This is a genomic window from Listeria monocytogenes (assembly GCF_041765605.1).
GTDB classification, from domain to species: domain Bacteria; phylum Bacillota; class Bacilli; order Lactobacillales; family Listeriaceae; genus Listeria; species Listeria monocytogenes_D.
In genome coordinates, this window is sequence record NZ_CP168900.1 from 1,299,347 (window position 1) to 1,315,909 (window position 16,563).

At 37.2% G+C, this 16,563-nt stretch carries 16 protein-coding genes; 15 read left to right on the plus strand and 1 reads right to left on the minus strand.

Annotated elements, in window-relative coordinates:
- Positions 1-14 precede the first annotated feature (14 nt).
- On the minus strand, positions 15-410 hold the full coding sequence (locus AB2Q86_RS06765; protein ID WP_003730316.1) for a helix-turn-helix domain-containing protein: 396 nt from the start codon (positions 408-410) through the stop codon (positions 15-17).
- Between the two features lie 150 nt (positions 411-560).
- On the opposite strand from AB2Q86_RS06765, the gene AB2Q86_RS06770 reads away from it, so the two are divergent.
- From AB2Q86_RS06770 to hslU, 15 genes are all read left to right on the plus strand, one after another.
- Entirely contained in the window at positions 561-776 is a 216-nt protein-coding gene (locus AB2Q86_RS06770) for a helix-turn-helix transcriptional regulator (protein WP_014589059.1), read from the plus strand.
- 528 nt (positions 777-1,304) lie between these two features.
- The gene (locus tag AB2Q86_RS06775; protein ID WP_012581416.1) at positions 1,305-2,243 is read left to right on the plus strand and encodes a hypothetical protein; all 939 of its coding nucleotides are present in this window, start codon (positions 1,305-1,307) and stop codon (positions 2,241-2,243) included.
- Positions 2,244-2,358: 115 nt separating this feature from the next.
- A complete protein-coding gene (gene tig / locus AB2Q86_RS06780; RefSeq protein ID WP_003730674.1) occupies positions 2,359-3,642 on the plus strand; it encodes a trigger factor in 1,284 nt (427 codons plus the stop codon).
- Between the two features lie 184 nt (positions 3,643-3,826).
- On the plus strand, positions 3,827-5,086 hold the full coding sequence (gene clpX / locus AB2Q86_RS06785; RefSeq protein WP_003723886.1) for an ATP-dependent protease ATP-binding subunit ClpX: 1,260 nt from the start codon (positions 3,827-3,829) through the stop codon (positions 5,084-5,086).
- Positions 5,087-5,204: 118 nt separating this feature from the next.
- Positions 5,205-5,771 carry a type I signal peptidase SipX gene (gene sipX, locus AB2Q86_RS06790; RefSeq protein ID WP_003730675.1) on the plus strand — a complete coding sequence of 189 codons (567 nt, stop codon included), beginning with the start codon at positions 5,205-5,207 and terminating at the stop codon, positions 5,769-5,771.
- A 34-nt stretch (positions 5,772-5,805) separates the two neighbouring features.
- Positions 5,806-6,375 carry a type I signal peptidase SipY gene (gene sipY / locus AB2Q86_RS06795; RefSeq protein WP_012581415.1) on the plus strand — a complete coding sequence of 190 codons (570 nt, stop codon included), beginning with the start codon at positions 5,806-5,808 and terminating at the stop codon, positions 6,373-6,375.
- A gap of 102 nt (positions 6,376-6,477) precedes the next feature.
- Positions 6,478-7,020 (plus strand): type I signal peptidase SipZ, encoded by a 543-nt coding sequence (gene sipZ / locus AB2Q86_RS06800; protein ID WP_003736446.1) that lies wholly within the window; start codon positions 6,478-6,480, stop codon positions 7,018-7,020.
- A 9-nt stretch (positions 7,021-7,029) separates the two neighbouring features.
- Entirely contained in the window at positions 7,030-7,893 is an 864-nt protein-coding gene (ylqF, locus tag AB2Q86_RS06805) for a ribosome biogenesis GTPase YlqF (protein WP_003730684.1), read from the plus strand.
- Positions 7,890-8,675: a ribonuclease HII gene (locus tag AB2Q86_RS06810; RefSeq protein ID WP_012581414.1), complete on the plus strand. Its 786-nt coding sequence runs from the start codon at positions 7,890-7,892 to the stop codon at positions 8,673-8,675. Before ylqF ends, AB2Q86_RS06810 begins: the two co-directional genes overlap by 4 nt.
- Positions 8,676-8,808: 133 nt before the next feature.
- Positions 8,809-9,669 (plus strand): DNA-processing protein DprA, encoded by an 861-nt coding sequence (gene dprA, locus AB2Q86_RS06815; protein ID WP_012581413.1) that lies wholly within the window; start codon positions 8,809-8,811, stop codon positions 9,667-9,669.
- 271 nt (positions 9,670-9,940) lie between these two features.
- Positions 9,941-12,019 carry a type I DNA topoisomerase gene (topA, locus tag AB2Q86_RS06820; protein ID WP_012581412.1) on the plus strand — a complete coding sequence of 693 codons (2,079 nt, stop codon included), beginning with the start codon at positions 9,941-9,943 and terminating at the stop codon, positions 12,017-12,019.
- A gap of 62 nt (positions 12,020-12,081) precedes the next feature.
- On the plus strand, positions 12,082-13,386 hold the full coding sequence (gene trmFO / locus AB2Q86_RS06825) for an FADH(2)-oxidizing methylenetetrahydrofolate--tRNA-(uracil(54)-C(5))-methyltransferase TrmFO (protein ID WP_003726401.1): 1,305 nt from the start codon (positions 12,082-12,084) through the stop codon (positions 13,384-13,386).
- A gap of 283 nt (positions 13,387-13,669) precedes the next feature.
- Entirely contained in the window at positions 13,670-14,572 is a 903-nt protein-coding gene (gene xerC, locus AB2Q86_RS06830; RefSeq protein ID WP_012581411.1) for a tyrosine recombinase XerC, read from the plus strand.
- Positions 14,573-14,592: 20 nt separating this feature from the next.
- Complete coding sequence (gene hslV / locus AB2Q86_RS06835) at positions 14,593-15,132, plus strand: ATP-dependent protease subunit HslV (RefSeq protein ID WP_003724001.1); 540 nt, start codon at positions 14,593-14,595, stop codon at positions 15,130-15,132.
- Positions 15,133-15,145: 13 nt separating this feature from the next.
- Positions 15,146-16,555 (plus strand): ATP-dependent protease ATPase subunit HslU, encoded by a 1,410-nt coding sequence (gene hslU, locus AB2Q86_RS06840; protein WP_012581410.1) that lies wholly within the window; start codon positions 15,146-15,148, stop codon positions 16,553-16,555.
- The last annotated feature ends 8 nt before the right edge of the window (positions 16,556-16,563 follow it).

Here is a 16,563-nt window from a genome sequence, read left to right on the forward strand (position 1 = left end):
CGAGGTGAAGGTGATTAATCATTTAATTTCTTGGCCTGTTCATAAAGGAAATCGATGGAATCTGCTAAGAAATTCACTGCGGACTCATTTAAAGGCTGACCATCTAAATGTAAATCATCTTCATACTTTAAATCTTCACTAATTTTTGTCATTCTTTTCCCAATATCTTTTTCATCTTGGAGTTCACTAGGGGCATATGTCGGAATACTTTGTTGACCGAGTAAATAATCAACGCTAACATCGTATAACGTTGCAATTTGTGTCACCATCTCAAGGTCTGGCTCTCGAATACCATATTCCCAATTGCCATAAGTAGAAGGGGCTTTTAAACCAAGTCTTCTTGCTGTTTCTGCTTTTGACCAACCTTGCTTTTCCCGTAATAAAGTAAGTCTGTTACTTAAATTTGGCATTATTTCACTCCTTTTTGTTTGATTATACAATATCTTACTCAATTTAGCTATATTTTAACACATAACGTATTATTTTACGATTGACATAGTCTTATTGAGTTGTTAATATTGTATTAACAACTCAAATTGTGTAGATAAGGAGAAGATGACATGAAAACAGTAGACACCAGAAGAATAAATACGGCCAAAATTCGAGAATTACGTTTGCAACGAGGAATCACGCAAGCGTTCATTGCGCGGAGGATGGGTTATAAGTACACATCGGGCTATAGCAACATTGAAAAAGGAACTGTCAGACTATCACACAAAAACGCGGTTATCCTTAGCGAAGTTTTAATGTGCGATTTGAACTTCTTCTATGAATAATAAAATATAGGGTAAAGATACTAGATAAAAAGAATATCTTTTCCAAAAACAATTATTTATGGGAATCATTTAGATCCAATGCACACAATATGTGTGAAAACGTGAAAAGAGAAGCCAACTTTATGAGGGAAACTAACAGTATTTCTAATTTGCGCCACTAACACAAATGCTTGTACGACGCTTGGATATTAGATATCGAAGTCCAGTGTTACATTAAATAGAAGAAATCTATCAAGAAGTTTTAACAAAATACAGGGAATAAATAAAAAAGCAAGCTACCCGCAAGGCCTCGGTGTGAAATCGAGGTCTACCTTTTTGTTTTAAATAAAAAATGCGTAGAAAATAAGACTTATTCTAGCCAATTTTTTGTAATAAAACACCATAAAATCCACTTGACAGAACTAAACTATCCAAGTAGAATGAATCAAACCAAATCAACATTTTTACTAGAAATGGTTAGATTTTTAACAATAAGGGTAAATCCAGTTAGTATAAATAAAGCTTTTTCAAATAAAAGGAGATAAAACGATGAGTGAAAGTGGTGCTTTTTTTCCAATGAGTGTTAAAAAATTTCTGGAAAAAGGGATTACCTCGTTGTCCGAAGAAGAAAAAATGAGTACGCTACATTATTTGGAGAATGCGTATCATCAAGAGCCTTGCAACGAGGAAATTGTACATAAATTAATTCAATTTTATAACCAGACGGATAAAACGAAGAAAGCGCAAGAAGTCGGCCAAAACTTTTTGACAATGAATGGATATAATAAGGATATTCTTGGAGAGCTATCTGTAACTTTTATGAAAGAAGATAATATGGATACGTACTTCACGTTAGTTAGACATTATATGGAAGAAGAAAAAAACGAAGCTATAGATGAAGTGGCTGATAATGTTATTCCTTTTCCAAAACAGTTTATCCCAAGAAAAGATATTCGTGAATTTGCGTCTTGGCATGCGACGGAGCAGTTGGAGTTTCTACAAGAGGCTCGTTTCTTAGAAATAGATTCATTTCTGCCAGCATTTAAAGAGTTTCTAGCGGATGATAGTTTTTCTCCGTTTGTGCAGTCGATGATTTTTGAATTAATGCAAGAAAAAGAAGTAAATGAAGCTATTCGAGTTCGGAAAATAGATAAAGACGGTACGTTTAATCCTAGCCTTGTACCAATGCTTGCTGATAACGAATTTGCAACAGCACTTTTCGCTGGGCTTGCTGAGTTGCTCGAGCATAGCAATCCAAGTCTTTTAGAACAGGTGATTGGCATTATTCAGCAACACTTATTTATGCTTTATCCGTTTGAGTTAGAGCCTCGGGAAGTGGATGTGTGGATCAATGCCTACTATAAATGGGCGAACGCAATGTATGGTGATTATTGTGTTATTTCGGACGATGTAAATCATTTAGCGGTTGAGGAAGCAATTTCTATTATTGAAGCGTTGGAAATAAGACAGCAAAATTATTTTGTATAATGACATTTCTTGTTTTCAAGTCAGGGATATCTGTGTTATTATTAGTGAGTATGGCTGAAACTTGTCATGAGAGTAATTAAATTTGAACTAAATAGATGATGGAGGGAATTATACCATGTCAGTAAAATGGGAAAAACAAGAAGGTAATGTTGGAAAACTTACTTTTGAAATTGAACAAGAAAAAGTAAAAGAAGGTTTAGATAGAGCTTTCGTAAAAGTACGTAAAACTCTTAACGTACCTGGATTCCGTAAAGGGAAAGTTCCACGTCAAATTTTCAACCAACGTTTTGGCGAAGAAGCACTTTACCAAGATGCGCTTGATATCTTGCTTCCAGAAGTATATTCTGCAGCAATTGATGAAGCTGGAATTGATCCAGTGGACACTCCTCAAGTAAACATTGAGTCTATGGAAAAAGGCGAAACTTGGGTTTTAACAGCAGAAGTTACTGTAAAACCTGAAGTTAAACTTGGAGACTATAAAGGTCTTGAAGTAGAAAAACGCGAAACAGAACTTACAACAGAAGAATTAGAAGCTGAATTAAAACAATTACAAGAGCGTCAAGCTGAGTTAGTTGTTAAAGAAGATGCTCCAGCTGAAAACGGCGACACTGTTATCCTTGATTTCGAAGGATTCAAAGACGGCGTAGCTTTTGAAGGCGGACAAGCTGAAAATCATTCTCTAGAACTTGGAAGCGGACAATTCATTCCTGGTTTTGAAGAAAAATTAGTTGGCTTAAAAGCTGGCGACGAAGCAGACATCGAGTTAACATTCCCTGAAGAATACCATGCGGAAGATTTAGCTGGACAACCTGTAGTTTTCAAAGTGAAATTACACGAAATTAAAACAAAAGAAGTTCCTGCACTTGACGATGAACTTGCAAAAGACATCGACGAAGAAGTAGAAACTTTAGATGAATTAAAAGAAAAAATCTCTAAACGTTTACAAGAAGCAAAAGAAGAATCTGTTGCTCAAGCTAAACAAGAAGAAGTTATTGCGAAAGCTGTTGAAAATGCAGAAGTGGACATTCCACACGCAATGGTTCATCATGAAGCTGATCATTTAATGAATCATTTTGCTCAAGATTTACAAGCACAAGGTCTAACTCCTGAATTATATTACCAATTTACTGGCCAAACAGAAGAAGCGATGCATGCACAAATGGAAAAAGACGCTGAAAAACGCGTGAAAATGAACCTAGTGCTTGAAGCAATTGCTGAAGCTGAAAACATTGAGCCAACGGAAGAAGCTATCGATGAAGAAATTTCAACATTAGCTGAAAAATACGGTATGGAAAAAGACGCTGTTCGTGCTGCACTTGGCGATATGAGCGAACTTAAATCTGATCTTAAAATCCGTAAAGCTATTGACGTATTACTAGATAGCGCAGTGGAAAAATAAGCTACGATTGATTAAATAATTTCATTAAAAAAATGGGGGACATGAGTTATACTCGTGTCCTTCTGAATGTAGAAATATGAATACAGATGATTGGCATTTCTAATAAACAAATGATATTATTAACACACATAGGAGATGAAAAATCGCCTATAAGCAACATACCTATGCGAAGGGGTGAAATATTTTGTTTAAATTTAACGATGAAAAAGGCCAACTTAAATGCTCCTTTTGCGGAAAGACTCAAGATCAAGTACGTAAATTAGTGGCCGGTCCAGGTGTTTATATTTGTGATGAATGTATCGAGCTTTGTAATGAAATTATTGAAGAAGAGCTAGGTATTTCTGAATTTGTTGATTTTGGTGAAGTGCCAAAACCACAAGAAATCCGTCATATATTAAGTGACTATGTTATTGGTCAAGAACGTGCTAAAAAAGCACTTGCTGTAGCAGTTTACAATCACTACAAACGAATTAATTCCAATGAAACGAAAGAAGATGAAGTAGAACTTTCGAAAAGTAACATTTGTTTAATTGGTCCAACTGGTAGTGGTAAAACACTTCTTGCTCAGACATTAGCGCGAATTCTCAATGTTCCGTTTGCTATTGCAGATGCGACTTCACTTACAGAAGCTGGTTACGTTGGGGAAGACGTAGAAAATATTCTTCTTAAACTGATTCAATCAGCAGACTACGATGTGGAAAAAGCCGAAAAAGGTATTATCTACATTGATGAAATCGACAAAGTTGCTCGTAAATCCGAAAACCCATCTATTACTAGAGATGTTTCCGGTGAAGGCGTACAACAAGCATTACTCAAAATTTTGGAAGGTACTGTTGCAAGTGTTCCGCCTCAAGGTGGTAGAAAACATCCTCATCAAGAGCTAATTCAAATTGATACAGGAAATATTCTATTTATCGTTGGTGGTGCTTTTGACGGAATCGAACAAATCGTTAAAAATCGAATGGGTGAAAAAGTCATTGGATTTGGTACGGATAATGCAAAATTAAAAGATGATGAAACATATTTATCTCGTGTTGTTCCGGAAGATTTACTGAAATTCGGATTAATTCCTGAATTTATCGGACGTTTGCCGGTTATTGCAACACTAGAACAATTAGATGAAGCAGCGTTAGTTTCCATTTTGACAGAGCCGAAGAATGCACTTGTAAAACAATACAAACGCATGCTCGAACTTGATGATGTGGAACTTGAATTCGAACCAACTGCATTAATTGAAATTGCGAAAGAAGCGATTGAACGTAAAACAGGAGCACGTGGTCTTCGTTCGATTATCGAACAGATTATGCTTGAAGTGATGTTCGAAATTCCTTCCCGTGATGACATTACAAAATGTATTATTACCGAAAAAGCAGCTCGTGGGGAAGAAGAACCTCAACTGCAATTAGAAGATGGTTCTATTATTCCAATTAAAACATCTGCATGATTAGAATGCGCGTCGTAATTGGCGCGCATTTTTTCTATCAACTCAGCTTGTTTTACTGTAATATCCGACTCGTTTCGTGCTATACTTTATTAATATTAATTGGAGAGGATAAAAAGACATGAAAAGTGAAAATAAATTTTTTTCTGGGGCATTTGGATGGATAAAAATAATTCTTATCGCGCTGATACTCGCTTTTGGTATTCGCTATTTTTTAATTTCTCCAGTTACTGTTAATGGGAAATCAATGGACCCGACACTACATGATGGGCAACATTTATTTATTAACAAAGTATCAGATCCGAAGCGTTTTGATATTATCGTATTTCCTGCTCCTGATGAAGAAAATGCGGAGTACATTAAACGTGTCATCGGTTTACCGGGAGATAAAGTAGAGTATAAAGAAGATCAACTTTATATTAACGGTAAAAAGTATGATGAACCGTATTTAGACTCAGAAAAAGCAGCATTGAAAAATGGTTATTTAACAACTGACGCAGAAGGCGATCCTAATTTTACGATGGCAGATATTCCGAACTCAGGTGGCTCGCTCACTGTTCCTAAAGGCGAACTTTTTGTGTTAGGGGATAATCGTCAAGTAAGTAAAGATAGTCGCTATATTGGCTTTATATCGCAGGATAGTGTACTTGGAAAAGTAATCTCTTTCGGGAAATCCTTAGAGCGTTAATGTGAACCTGCAGATAGTCTAGGAGGAGACATAGATGACAGATCAGTATGAAAAGAAGCCCAGGAAAAAAAGCGGGGCACATCAATTGTTAAGCTGGGTACTAGTAATCGTTGCGGCACTTGCAATCGCACTTGTCATTCGCAACTTTGTTATTGCACCAGTAAAAGTAGAAGGAACATCTATGGTTCCAACATATCAAGATGGCGATAGAATTTTCATTGAAAAAATTTCCAAGCCAGATCGTTTCGATATTATCGTATTTGATGAACCTCCGATGATTGGTTCAGGAGAGCATTTTATCAAACGAGTGATTGGCATGCCAGGAGATAAAATCGCTTTTAAAAATGGTGAATTATATTTAAATGGCGAAAGAAAAGTAGAAAGTTACTTGCCAGAAGGAACGCTTACCCTTTGGAATCCGGACCCAACGCAAAAACCATACATAGCAGATTATACGCTGGAGGATATGACAGGTGAAAGTACTGTTCCGAAAGGGAAACTGTTCGTACTTGGAGATAATCGCGGCGGTAGTTCAGATAGTCGTGTTTTTGGATTTATTGACGATTCCATGGTAAATGGCACCGTGATACAATTCGGGAAATAATGAGAAATCCGTGAAAGATACTTTTTCGCGGATTTCTCTATTAAATGAGCGTTTTTTCGTTTATAATAAGACTGTTAGTATAAAATAGGGCGGTGCAATTTTTTGAAGGAGAAGAATTTAAAACGGTTATGGTCATGGATTTGGGCGGCTGTTTTAGCAGTGTTAATTGCTGTTATAATCCGTTTTTATTTGTTTGTCCCTATTCTCGTAGATGGGATATCCATGATGCCTACACTTCATAACGATGACCGTGTAATTATAAATCGCTTTGGGAATGTGGATCGTTTTGACGTGATTGTTTTCCGAGAAACAGATGGAAAAGAATACATCAAACGAGTAATTGGTTTGCCGGGTGATACGGTAGAATACAAAGAAGACCAACTTTACATCAATGGTAAAAAATATGATGAACCGTATTTAGATACTTACAAACAAAAGCTGAAAGATGGCTATTTAACAGACGATTACAGTTCGAAAGATCAACTAGATGGTGGTAAAATTCCAAAAGATACTTATTTTGTTCTAGGTGACAACCGTAGAGCAAGTAAAGACAGCCGGATTATTGGGCCAATTCCATTAAGTAAGGTATTAGGAACAACACCGATTTGTTACTGGCCGATTGAAGACGCCAAACTTATAGATTAGGAGTATATAATGACAATTCAATGGTTTCCAGGTCATATGGCCAAAGCTCGCCGTGAGGTAACGGAGAAATTAAAACTTGTAGATGTGATTTTTGAATTAGTAGATGCACGTATCCCGCTCTCTTCCTCTAATCCCATGCTAGAAGAAATTATCCACCAAAAAAGACGAGTGATTATTTTAAATAAAGCAGATACTGCTGATGAAAAAACAACGAAAGAATGGATTGATTACTTTGCTGAGAAAGGTTTGCCAGCAGTTGCTGTGAATGCTCAAGAAGGCAAAGGACTATTCAAAATAGAACAAGCCGCTGAAAAATTAATGGCTGAAAAATTCGATCGTTTAAGAAGTAAAGGAATGAAACCAAGAGCAATTCGTGCGATGATTTTAGGTATACCAAACGTTGGTAAATCTACATTAATCAATCGGTTAGCGAAAAAAAACATTGCACGAACAGGTAACAAACCTGGTGTAACTAAAGCGCAACAATGGATTAAAGTGGGAAAAACGTTAGAACTTCTGGATACTCCAGGGATTCTTTGGCCTAAATTTGAAGATCAAGAAATTGGCTACAAATTAGCTCTCACTGGTGCAATTAAAGATGATTTACTACAAATGGAAGACATTGCCGGTTATGGTTTGCGGTTTTTAGAAAACCATTATCCCGACCGACTTCAAAATTGGCTAAAAGTGGAAACTGTTTCAGAGGATCCTGTTGAAACACTTGCTTTTATTGCCGAAAAAAGAGGTCTTCTAGATCGATACAATGATCCAGATTATTCTCGTGCGGCTGAAACAGTAGTTCGAGAAATCCGCCAGCAAAAGTTAGGGAGAATGTCATTTGATTTCCCAAACTGGGAAGATGAAGCCGAATGAGTGATTCCATTTCCGTTATCCGAGAAAAACTAAACCAAGTCACATCAGAACACGATCCCTTTTTCCAAAAATGCATGCAAGATGAGCGTAAAGGTGTAGAAAAACTTCTGCAAACTACAAGGCGAAAATGGGAAAAAGAAGCGCAATTACGGAACAAACTTGAAGAAATGAAACAATATGAAACAGATTTATTCCAACAAGGATACAAGTATATCGCTGGAGTGGATGAAGTGGGACGTGGACCTCTCGCAGGGCCAGTTGTAGCAGCAGCCGTTATTTTACCAGATGATTTTTCTGTTGTCGGAATAAATGATTCTAAACAATTGAGTGAAGCAAAACGTGATGCTTTATACGAAACGATACAAACAGAAGCAATTGCTGTCGGTGTAGGAATTATCGAACATAATGTAATTGATCAAGTAAATATTTACGAAGCAACGAAACTCGCTATGCGTGCAGCTTTAGATCAATTACAACCAGAACCTGATTTTGTTTTAATTGATGCCATGCCACTAAAATATACGGAGGCAGAATTATCTCTTATCAAAGGAGATACAAAAAGCATTTCGATTGCTGCGGCTTCTATAATTGCGAAGGTTACGAGAGATAGATTAATGCAGATGTATGATGAAAAGTACCCAGGATATGATTTTGCAAATAACATGGGCTACGGCACAAAAAAACATTTACATGGTCTAGACACAATCGGGATTTGCCCTATCCATCGTATAAGTTTTGCGCCTGTAAAAGAAGCAAAGTTGCATTTTGATAGTTTAAAATAACTAAATCATATAGAGAAAAACGTATTTTCAACTTGGAAAATACGTTTTTTTATGCCGTTTTATAGATTTTGGTCATTTTACAAAAAAGCCCAATGTTTGTACACTGGGAGTAACTATTACGGAGGTGCAACAGATGGATTTTAAACAACGACATACATGGCTCAAAATTGCTTCTTGTAAGTCTATTTCTGCTAAAAAAAGAGCCAGCATTTGGCAAAAATTAACAGAACTTGACCAGTATGAAATGACAACACAAACATTTGCAGAATCTTTCTTTCCTGTGGATAAACGCGCACAGATTCTAATGGAGATAGAAACGGCTGAAGCGTGCTTTTTTGATGATATTACCTTGATTTGGATTTTAGATGATGCCTATCCAGCACTTTTAAGAGAGATTTATGAAGCACCGCCAATTTTATTTTGTAAAGGAAATATTGATTTATTACAACAACAAGCAATTGCCATCGTTGGTACAAGACAGATGAGTGAATATGGTAGGAAAGCTTGTGTGAAAATTGCTAGTGAACTTGCTGAGCATAAGCTGACTATCATTAGTGGGATGGCTATCGGAATCGACACTACAGCACATAGAGCCACTTTGAATAAACAAGGTGCAACGATTGCAGTGCTAGGTTCAGGTGTCAACAAAATTTATCCCAAGAAAAATGAACTTTTAGCGAAAGAAATTGTCAAAGAAGGTTTGTTATTAAGTGAGTATTTACCCGATGAAGAAGCGAAAAGATGGCATTTTCCAGAAAGAAATCGAATCATTAGCGGCTTGGCGATAGGGACAGTAATAATAGAAGCCGCCGAAAGAAGCGGTTCCTTGATTACTGCTGATATAGCCTTAGAACAAAACAGACAAGTTTTTGCCGTTCCAGGAAATATTTTCATCGATACATGGCGGGGGACGAATTATTTAATTCAAGAAGGTGCCAAGTTAGTTATGAATGCGAACAATATAATAGAAGAATTTATTCAAATTAAGCCATAAATATACTGAAATTATCATTTTTAAGTGATTTGACTTGCATTTCCTGATTTTTTGAGATAAGTTTGCTAAAGAAAGCTGTTATAAAACATCAAAAAATGGACTTTTTCATAAAAGCCATTGACAAACCCAGTAGGAAGGGCTAATATTTACTACTGAATTATGTGAAAAATTAGCATTGGAAACTTATTGAACGCGAGGCTAAGACTGTAATAGGATTATGACAACGAGTAAAGCCCGTGTATTGACCCAAATCAGGGAGGAATATATAGATATGGCAGATTATTTAGTGATTGTAGAGTCACCTGCAAAAGCAAAAACAATTGAAAAGTATTTAGGTAAGAAATTTAAAGTGAAAGCCTCAATGGGACATGTTCGTGACTTACCTAAGAGTCAAATGGGTGTAGACACAGAGCATGACTATGAACCTCGTTATATTACGATTCGCGGAAAAGGCCCTGTTTTAAAAGAATTAAAACAAGCAGCCAAAAAAGCGAAAAAAGTCTATCTCGCGGCCGATCCAGACCGCGAAGGAGAAGCAATTGCATGGCACTTAGCCAATAGTTTAGAGTTAGATCAATCAGACAAACTACGTGTAGTATTTAACGAAATAACGAAGGAAGCAGTAAAAGAATCTTTCAAAACACCACGTAAAATTGACATGGATTTAGTCAATGCGCAACAAGCACGCAGAATTTTGGACCGTTTAGTTGGATATAATATCAGTCCTATTCTATGGAAAAAAGTGAAGAAAGGTTTGAGTGCGGGGCGTGTTCAGTCTATCGCACTTCGAATTATTATTGATAGAGAAAAAGAAATCAATAATTTCAAACCTGAAGAATACTGGACAATTGACGGTAACTTCCTTAAAGGGAAGAAAAAATTCCAAGCCAATTTTTATGGTGTAAATGGTAAAAAGAAAAAGCTTTCCACTGCAGATGATGTAAAAGAAGTAATGTCTGCAATCAAAGGGAAATCATTTGACGTAACAGATGTAACGAAAAAAGAAAGACTTAGAAATCCAGCTGCACCATTTACGACTTCAAGTTTGCAACAAGAAGCAGCTCGAAAACTAAATTATCGTACAAGAAAAACAATGATGCTTGCCCAACAATTATATGAAGGAATTACACTTGGTAAACAAGGGACAGTCGGCTTAATTACGTATATGCGTACAGACTCCACTCGTATTGCTGATTCCGCTATACTTGAAGCAAGCAATTACATTAAAGAAACTTATGGACCTGAATTTTCTCGTAATCATAAACGTTCAGATAAAAATGCTAAAGGTGCTCAAGATGCCCATGAAGCAATCAGACCTACAAGTGCAATGAGAAGTCCTCAAGAAGTAAAAGAATATTTAACACGGGACCAACTTCGCCTATATCGTTTGATTTGGGAAAGATTTATTGCGAGCCAAATGACGCCAGCAGTTCTAGATACAATGCGTGTTGACTTAGATAACAACGGCGTGAACTTCAGAGCAAATGGCTCTAAAATTAAATTTCACGGCTTCATGAAAGTCTATGTAGAAAGTAACGATGATAATACGGAAGAAAAAGAAAATATCTTACCAGATTTGAAAAAAGGAGATAAGGTACAGTCCGAATCGCTCGAACAGCGTCAACATTTCACGCAGCCACCTCCACGTTACACAGAAGCTAGATTAGTAAAAACGCTCGAAGAAATTGGTATTGGTCGACCATCGACTTATTCGCCGACACTCGACACAATTCAGCGCAGAAATTATGTTTCTTTAACGAATAAACGCTTTATTCCAACTGAATTAGGCGAAATCGTTAATGAAATGATTGAAGACTATTTCCCAGAAATTTTAGATGTGAAATTCACTGCCAACATGGAAAGTGAGCTCGATGAAGTAGAGCACGGAGAAGTTGAATGGGTGAAAGTCATTGATGAATTTTATAAACGATTTGAACCAAATGTAATAAAAGCAGATGCAGAAATGGAAAAAATCGAGATTAAAGATGAACCAGCTGGTATTGACTGTGATCTTTGTGGAGCTCCAATGGTATACAAAATGGGTAAATACGGTAAGTTCCTAGCTTGTAGCAGATTTCCTGATTGTCGTAATACGAAAGCAATCGTGAAAGAAATCGGTGTTACGTGTCCTAAATGTGAGAAAGGACATGTAATAGAAAGAAAAAGTAAGAAAAAACGTATTTTCTACGGTTGTGATCGTTATCCAGATTGTGACTATGTATCATGGGATAAACCAGTCGAACGGGCTTGTCCGAAATGTGAGAAACGAGCACTAGTCGAGAAGAAATTGAAAAAAGGTGTACAAGTACAATGTACAAATTGTGATTACAAAGAATCAACCCAACAATAATTGGAAAATGGCAACACTTGGATCGTTCTTGTGTTGCCATTGTTGCGCGAGGAGGCGGACAAATGGAAAAGAGTGTTAATGTAATTGGAGCAGGTTTAGCAGGAAGTGAAGCAGCATGGCAGTTAGTAAAACGTGGGGTAAAGGTGGATTTATACGAAATGAGACCGGTAAAACAAACACCGGCGCATCATACAGATAAATTTGCAGAACTAGTATGTACGAATTCCTTGCGTGCTAATGGTCTAACGAATGCTGTAGGAGTTATTAAAGAAGAAATGCGGATACTTGATTCTATTATCATTGAAGCCGCTGACAAAGCGTCTGTACCAGCTGGAGGGGCACTTGCGGTTGATCGACATGAATTTTCTGGTTATATTACAGACAAGGTGAAAAATCATCCACTCGTAACAGTGCATACAGAAGAAGTAACTACTATTCCAGAAGGCCCAACCATTATTGCGACTGGTCCACTTACAAGTCCTGCGCTTGCAGATGAAATTAAACAATTAACAGGAGAAGAGTATCTTTACTTTTATGATGCAGCAGCACCAATAATTGAAAAAGATAGCATTGATATGGATAAAGTTTATTTGAAATCCCGCTATGATAAAGGAGAAGCTGCCTACTTAAACTGCCCGATGTCAGAAGAAGAATTCAATGCTTTTTATGAAGCATTAGTAACAGCTGAAACTGCCGCTTTAAAAGAATTTGAAAAAGAAGTATTTTTCGAAGGATGTATGCCAATCGAAGTAATGGCAAAACGCGGAATTAAAACGATGTTATTTGGTCCGTTAAAGCCAGTTGGTTTGGAAGATCCAAAAACTGGAAAAAGACCTTATGCTGTGTTGCAACTTAGACAAGATGATGCAGCGGGAACACTTTACAACATGGTAGGCTTCCAAACGCACCTTAAATGGGGCGAACAAAAACGTGTTTTCGGAATGATTCCAGGACTTGAAAATGCTGAAATCGTACGTTATGGTGTCATGCACCGCAACACATTTATTAACTCGCCAACTGTACTTGAACCAACTTACCAACTGAAAACACGCAATGATTTATTCTTTGCTGGACAAATGACAGGTGTGGAGGGATATGTTGAATCCGCGGCTAGTGGACTTGCGGCGGGGATTAATGCGGCCAATTTTGTAGAGGAAAAAGAACTAGTGGTTTTCCCGGCAGAAACGGCGATTGGTAGCCTAGCTCATTACATTACAAGTGCTAGCAAAAAATCATTCCAACCAATGAATGTCAATTTCGGGCTTTTCCCAGAGCTTGAAACGAAAATTCGCGCAAAACAAGAGCGTAATGAAAAATTGGCTGAAAGAGCGCTAAATGCAATAAAAAGGGTTGCAGAACAACTATAAAAACACTATAATAATTGAGGACTATTCTTTACTGTTCTTTTCATCACGATTTCTACTTTGCTATTTTTTTGAGAGTGGATAGTGATGGAAAGGCAGTTTTTCTTTCAGACAAATGGTCTAGACAACTTATGCTAGTAAATGTTGTTTTTTTCACAAAAATAAAAGGATTTATTTGAATTGATTGTAAATCTAGCTTAATTCAAAAAGTTGCGAAAAATGTATAAAATTATTGCAACGCGGATATGGTTATGTTACCATGATAGTGTTTGAGAGGTGTATACGTATGACACAAGAGGGGAAGTTAGAGCAACAGTTTCTTGACTATCTTCACTCAGAACGCAACTATTCAGTGAACACTAGTACGGCATATGAAAATGATTTACTCGATTTTCGCCGCTTTCTAAATGAGCAAGCCATCGAGACGTATCAGCAAGTTACTTTTCTAGATGTGCGGATTTATTTGACAGAATTAAAGCAAAAATCTTTTTCTCGAACAACTGTCGCTAGGAAAATTTCGAGTTTACGGAGTTTTTACACTTTTCTTTTAAGAGAGAATGTTATTGCTGAAAATCCGTTTACTTATGTATCACATGCGAAAAATCAGTTAAGGCTTCCCAAATTTTTCTATTCAGAAGAAATGGAAGCTTTGTTTCAAGTGGTTTATGAAGATAATGAAACGCTTACACTGCGAGACCGGGTGCTTTTGGAGGTATTATATGGTACGGGAATTCGGGTAAGTGAATGTGCCGGGATACTGTTGCCTGACTTAGATACATCTTATCAAGCAATTCTTATTCGCGGAAAAGGGAATAAAGAACGCTATGTGCCATTCGGTGTTTATGCGGAAGATGCGATTACCGATTATTTGCCTAAGCGCACCGAACTGATGACCCGCTATAAAAAGTCGCATGACGCTTTACTTGTCAATCATTACGGTGATCCTTTAACGACAAGGGGTATTAGGTATTGTTTAACGAAAATAATTAGCAAAGCTTCATTAACTCGAAAGATACATCCGCATATGTTACGCCACACCTTCGCAACAGACTTACTTAATAACGGGGCGGATATGCGAACTGTACAGGAGTTGCTTGGACATGCTAGCTTAGCATCCACCCAGATCTATACGCACGTGACAAAAGAGCATTTAAAGTCTACTTATATGAAACATCATCCTAGGGCTTAAATTTGGAGGAGGTTAAGGAAATGGAATTACATGCTACAACGATATTTGCAGTTCAACATGACGGTAAAGCGGCGATGGCTGGAGACGGTCAAGTGACGCTTGGTGAATCGGTCGTAATGAAACATACCGCCAAAAAAGTTCGCCGTCTTTTTCATGATAAAGTAATTGCAGGGTTTGCAGGTTCTGTTGCAGATGCTTTTACATTATTTGAAAAATTTGAAGCAAAATTGAATGAATATAATGGTAACTTAGAAAGAGCATCTGTCGAACTAGCGCAACAATGGCGCAGTGATAGTGTTTTAAGAAAATTAGAAGCTATGCTAATCGTGATGGACAAAGATACACTACTTTTAGTTTCAGGAACAGGGGAAGTTATTGAACCAGATGATGGTATTCTAGCTATCGGTTCTGGAGGTAATTATGCGCTAGCCGCTGGGCGAGCACTTAAAAGACATAATGGTGGTCAAATGGAAGCAAAGGATATCGCTCGTCATGCGCTAGAAATCGCTTCTGAAATTTGTGTGTTTACAAATGATCATATTACAGTAGAAGAGCTTTGAAGGAGTGGTTAATTTGACAAATCTAACGTTAATGAACCAGTTGACACCAAAGCAAATTGTTGAAAAACTGGATCAATATATTATTGGACAAACCGGAGCGAAGAAATCAGTTGCAGTAGCACTAAGAAATCGTTACCGTAGACAATTAATGGATGAATCAATCCGTGATGAAATTATTCCGAAAAACATTCTGATGATTGGACCAACAGGTGTTGGTAAAACGGAAATAGCACGTCGAATTGCCAAAATTGTTCGTGCTCCTTTTTCCAAAGTAGAGGCTACTAAATTCACGGAAGTTGGCTATGTCGGTCGCGATGTGGAATCAATGGTTCGTGACTTAGTGGAAGTATCCGTTCGTTTAGTAAAAGAAGAAAAGATGCAATTAGTTCGTGTGAAAGCTGAAAAAAATGCAGAAAAACGCCTAATTAAACTTTTAGCGCCAAGCCAAAAGAAAAAACAAACAACATCGCAAAATCCATTAGAAGCCCTTTTTGGCGGCATGAATCAACCGGATGAATCTGCTGAGGAAGAAGTAGATCAAGAATTAAAGAACAAACGAAGCCAAATCGAATGGCGCCTTCAAAATGGTGAGCTTGATGATGAAATAGTAACAGTAGAAGTGAAAGAACAACAAAACCCAATGCTCGATATGATGCGCGGGGCTGGAATGGATCAAATGAACGGAATGCAAGATGCGCTTTCCGGCATGTTCCCAGCGAAAAAGAAAAAACGCAAAGTAACTGTCCGAGAAGCGAAGAAAATTCTGTTTGAAGATGAAGCATCTAAACTAATTGACGCAGATGAACTTGCTGCGGAAGGAATTCATCGTGCGGAACAAATGGGTATGATTTTTATCGACGAAATTGATAAAATTGCTAGTAAAGAAGGCGGTGGAAATGCGCAAGTTTCGCGGGAAGGCGTCCAAAGAGACATTCTTCCAATCGTGGAGGGGTCGCAAATTTCTACTAAATATGGTACAGTCAACACGGAGTACATTTTATTTATCGCAGCAGGGGCTTTCCATATGTCTAAACCAAGCGATTTAATTCCAGAGCTTCAAGGTCGTTTCCCAATTAGAATTGAACTGGACAAGTTAACGCAAGAAGATTTCTACAAAATCTTAACAGAACCAGACAATGCACTAATTAAACAGTACAAAGCTTTACTGAAAACAGAAGGAATTGACTTGATTTTCACCAAAGAAGCGGTAGAAAGAATTGCTGAGATTGCATTCCAAGTTAATCAAGATTCAGATAATATCGGAGCAAGAAGACTTCATACCATTTTAGAAAAATTACTAGAAGATTTACTATTTGAAGCACCAGAAATCAATATGGAATCTATAAAAGTAACCGAAAACTATGTTAATGAAAAACTTGCACCAATTATGCAGAATAAAGATTTAACACAATTTATTTTATAAAATACTAG

Excerpts from the sequence above, each read along its gene's own strand:
- AB2Q86_RS06765 (WP_003730316.1), bottom strand. The coding sequence starts at position 410 with ATGCCAAATTTAAGTAACAGACTTACTTTATTACGGGAAAAGCAAGGT.
- AB2Q86_RS06770 (WP_014589059.1), top strand. The coding sequence starts at position 561 with ATGAAAACAGTAGACACCAGAAGAATAAATACGGCCAAAATTCGAGAA.
- AB2Q86_RS06775 (WP_012581416.1), top strand. The coding sequence starts at position 1,305 with ATGAGTGAAAGTGGTGCTTTTTTTCCAATGAGTGTTAAAAAATTTCTG.
- tig (WP_003730674.1), top strand. The coding sequence starts at position 2,359 with ATGTCAGTAAAATGGGAAAAACAAGAAGGTAATGTTGGAAAACTTACT.
- sipX (WP_003730675.1), top strand. The coding sequence starts at position 5,205 with ATGAAAAGTGAAAATAAATTTTTTTCTGGGGCATTTGGATGGATAAAA.
- sipY (WP_012581415.1), top strand. The coding sequence starts at position 5,806 with ATGACAGATCAGTATGAAAAGAAGCCCAGGAAAAAAAGCGGGGCACAT.
- ylqF (WP_003730684.1), top strand. The coding sequence starts at position 7,030 with ATGACAATTCAATGGTTTCCAGGTCATATGGCCAAAGCTCGCCGTGAG.
- AB2Q86_RS06810 (WP_012581414.1), top strand. The coding sequence starts at position 7,890 with ATGAGTGATTCCATTTCCGTTATCCGAGAAAAACTAAACCAAGTCACA.
- dprA (WP_012581413.1), top strand. The coding sequence starts at position 8,809 with ATGGATTTTAAACAACGACATACATGGCTCAAAATTGCTTCTTGTAAG.
- topA (WP_012581412.1), top strand. The coding sequence starts at position 9,941 with ATGGCAGATTATTTAGTGATTGTAGAGTCACCTGCAAAAGCAAAAACA.
- trmFO (WP_003726401.1), top strand. The coding sequence starts at position 12,082 with ATGGAAAAGAGTGTTAATGTAATTGGAGCAGGTTTAGCAGGAAGTGAA.
- xerC (WP_012581411.1), top strand. The coding sequence starts at position 13,670 with ATGACACAAGAGGGGAAGTTAGAGCAACAGTTTCTTGACTATCTTCAC.
- hslV (WP_003724001.1), top strand. The coding sequence starts at position 14,593 with ATGGAATTACATGCTACAACGATATTTGCAGTTCAACATGACGGTAAA.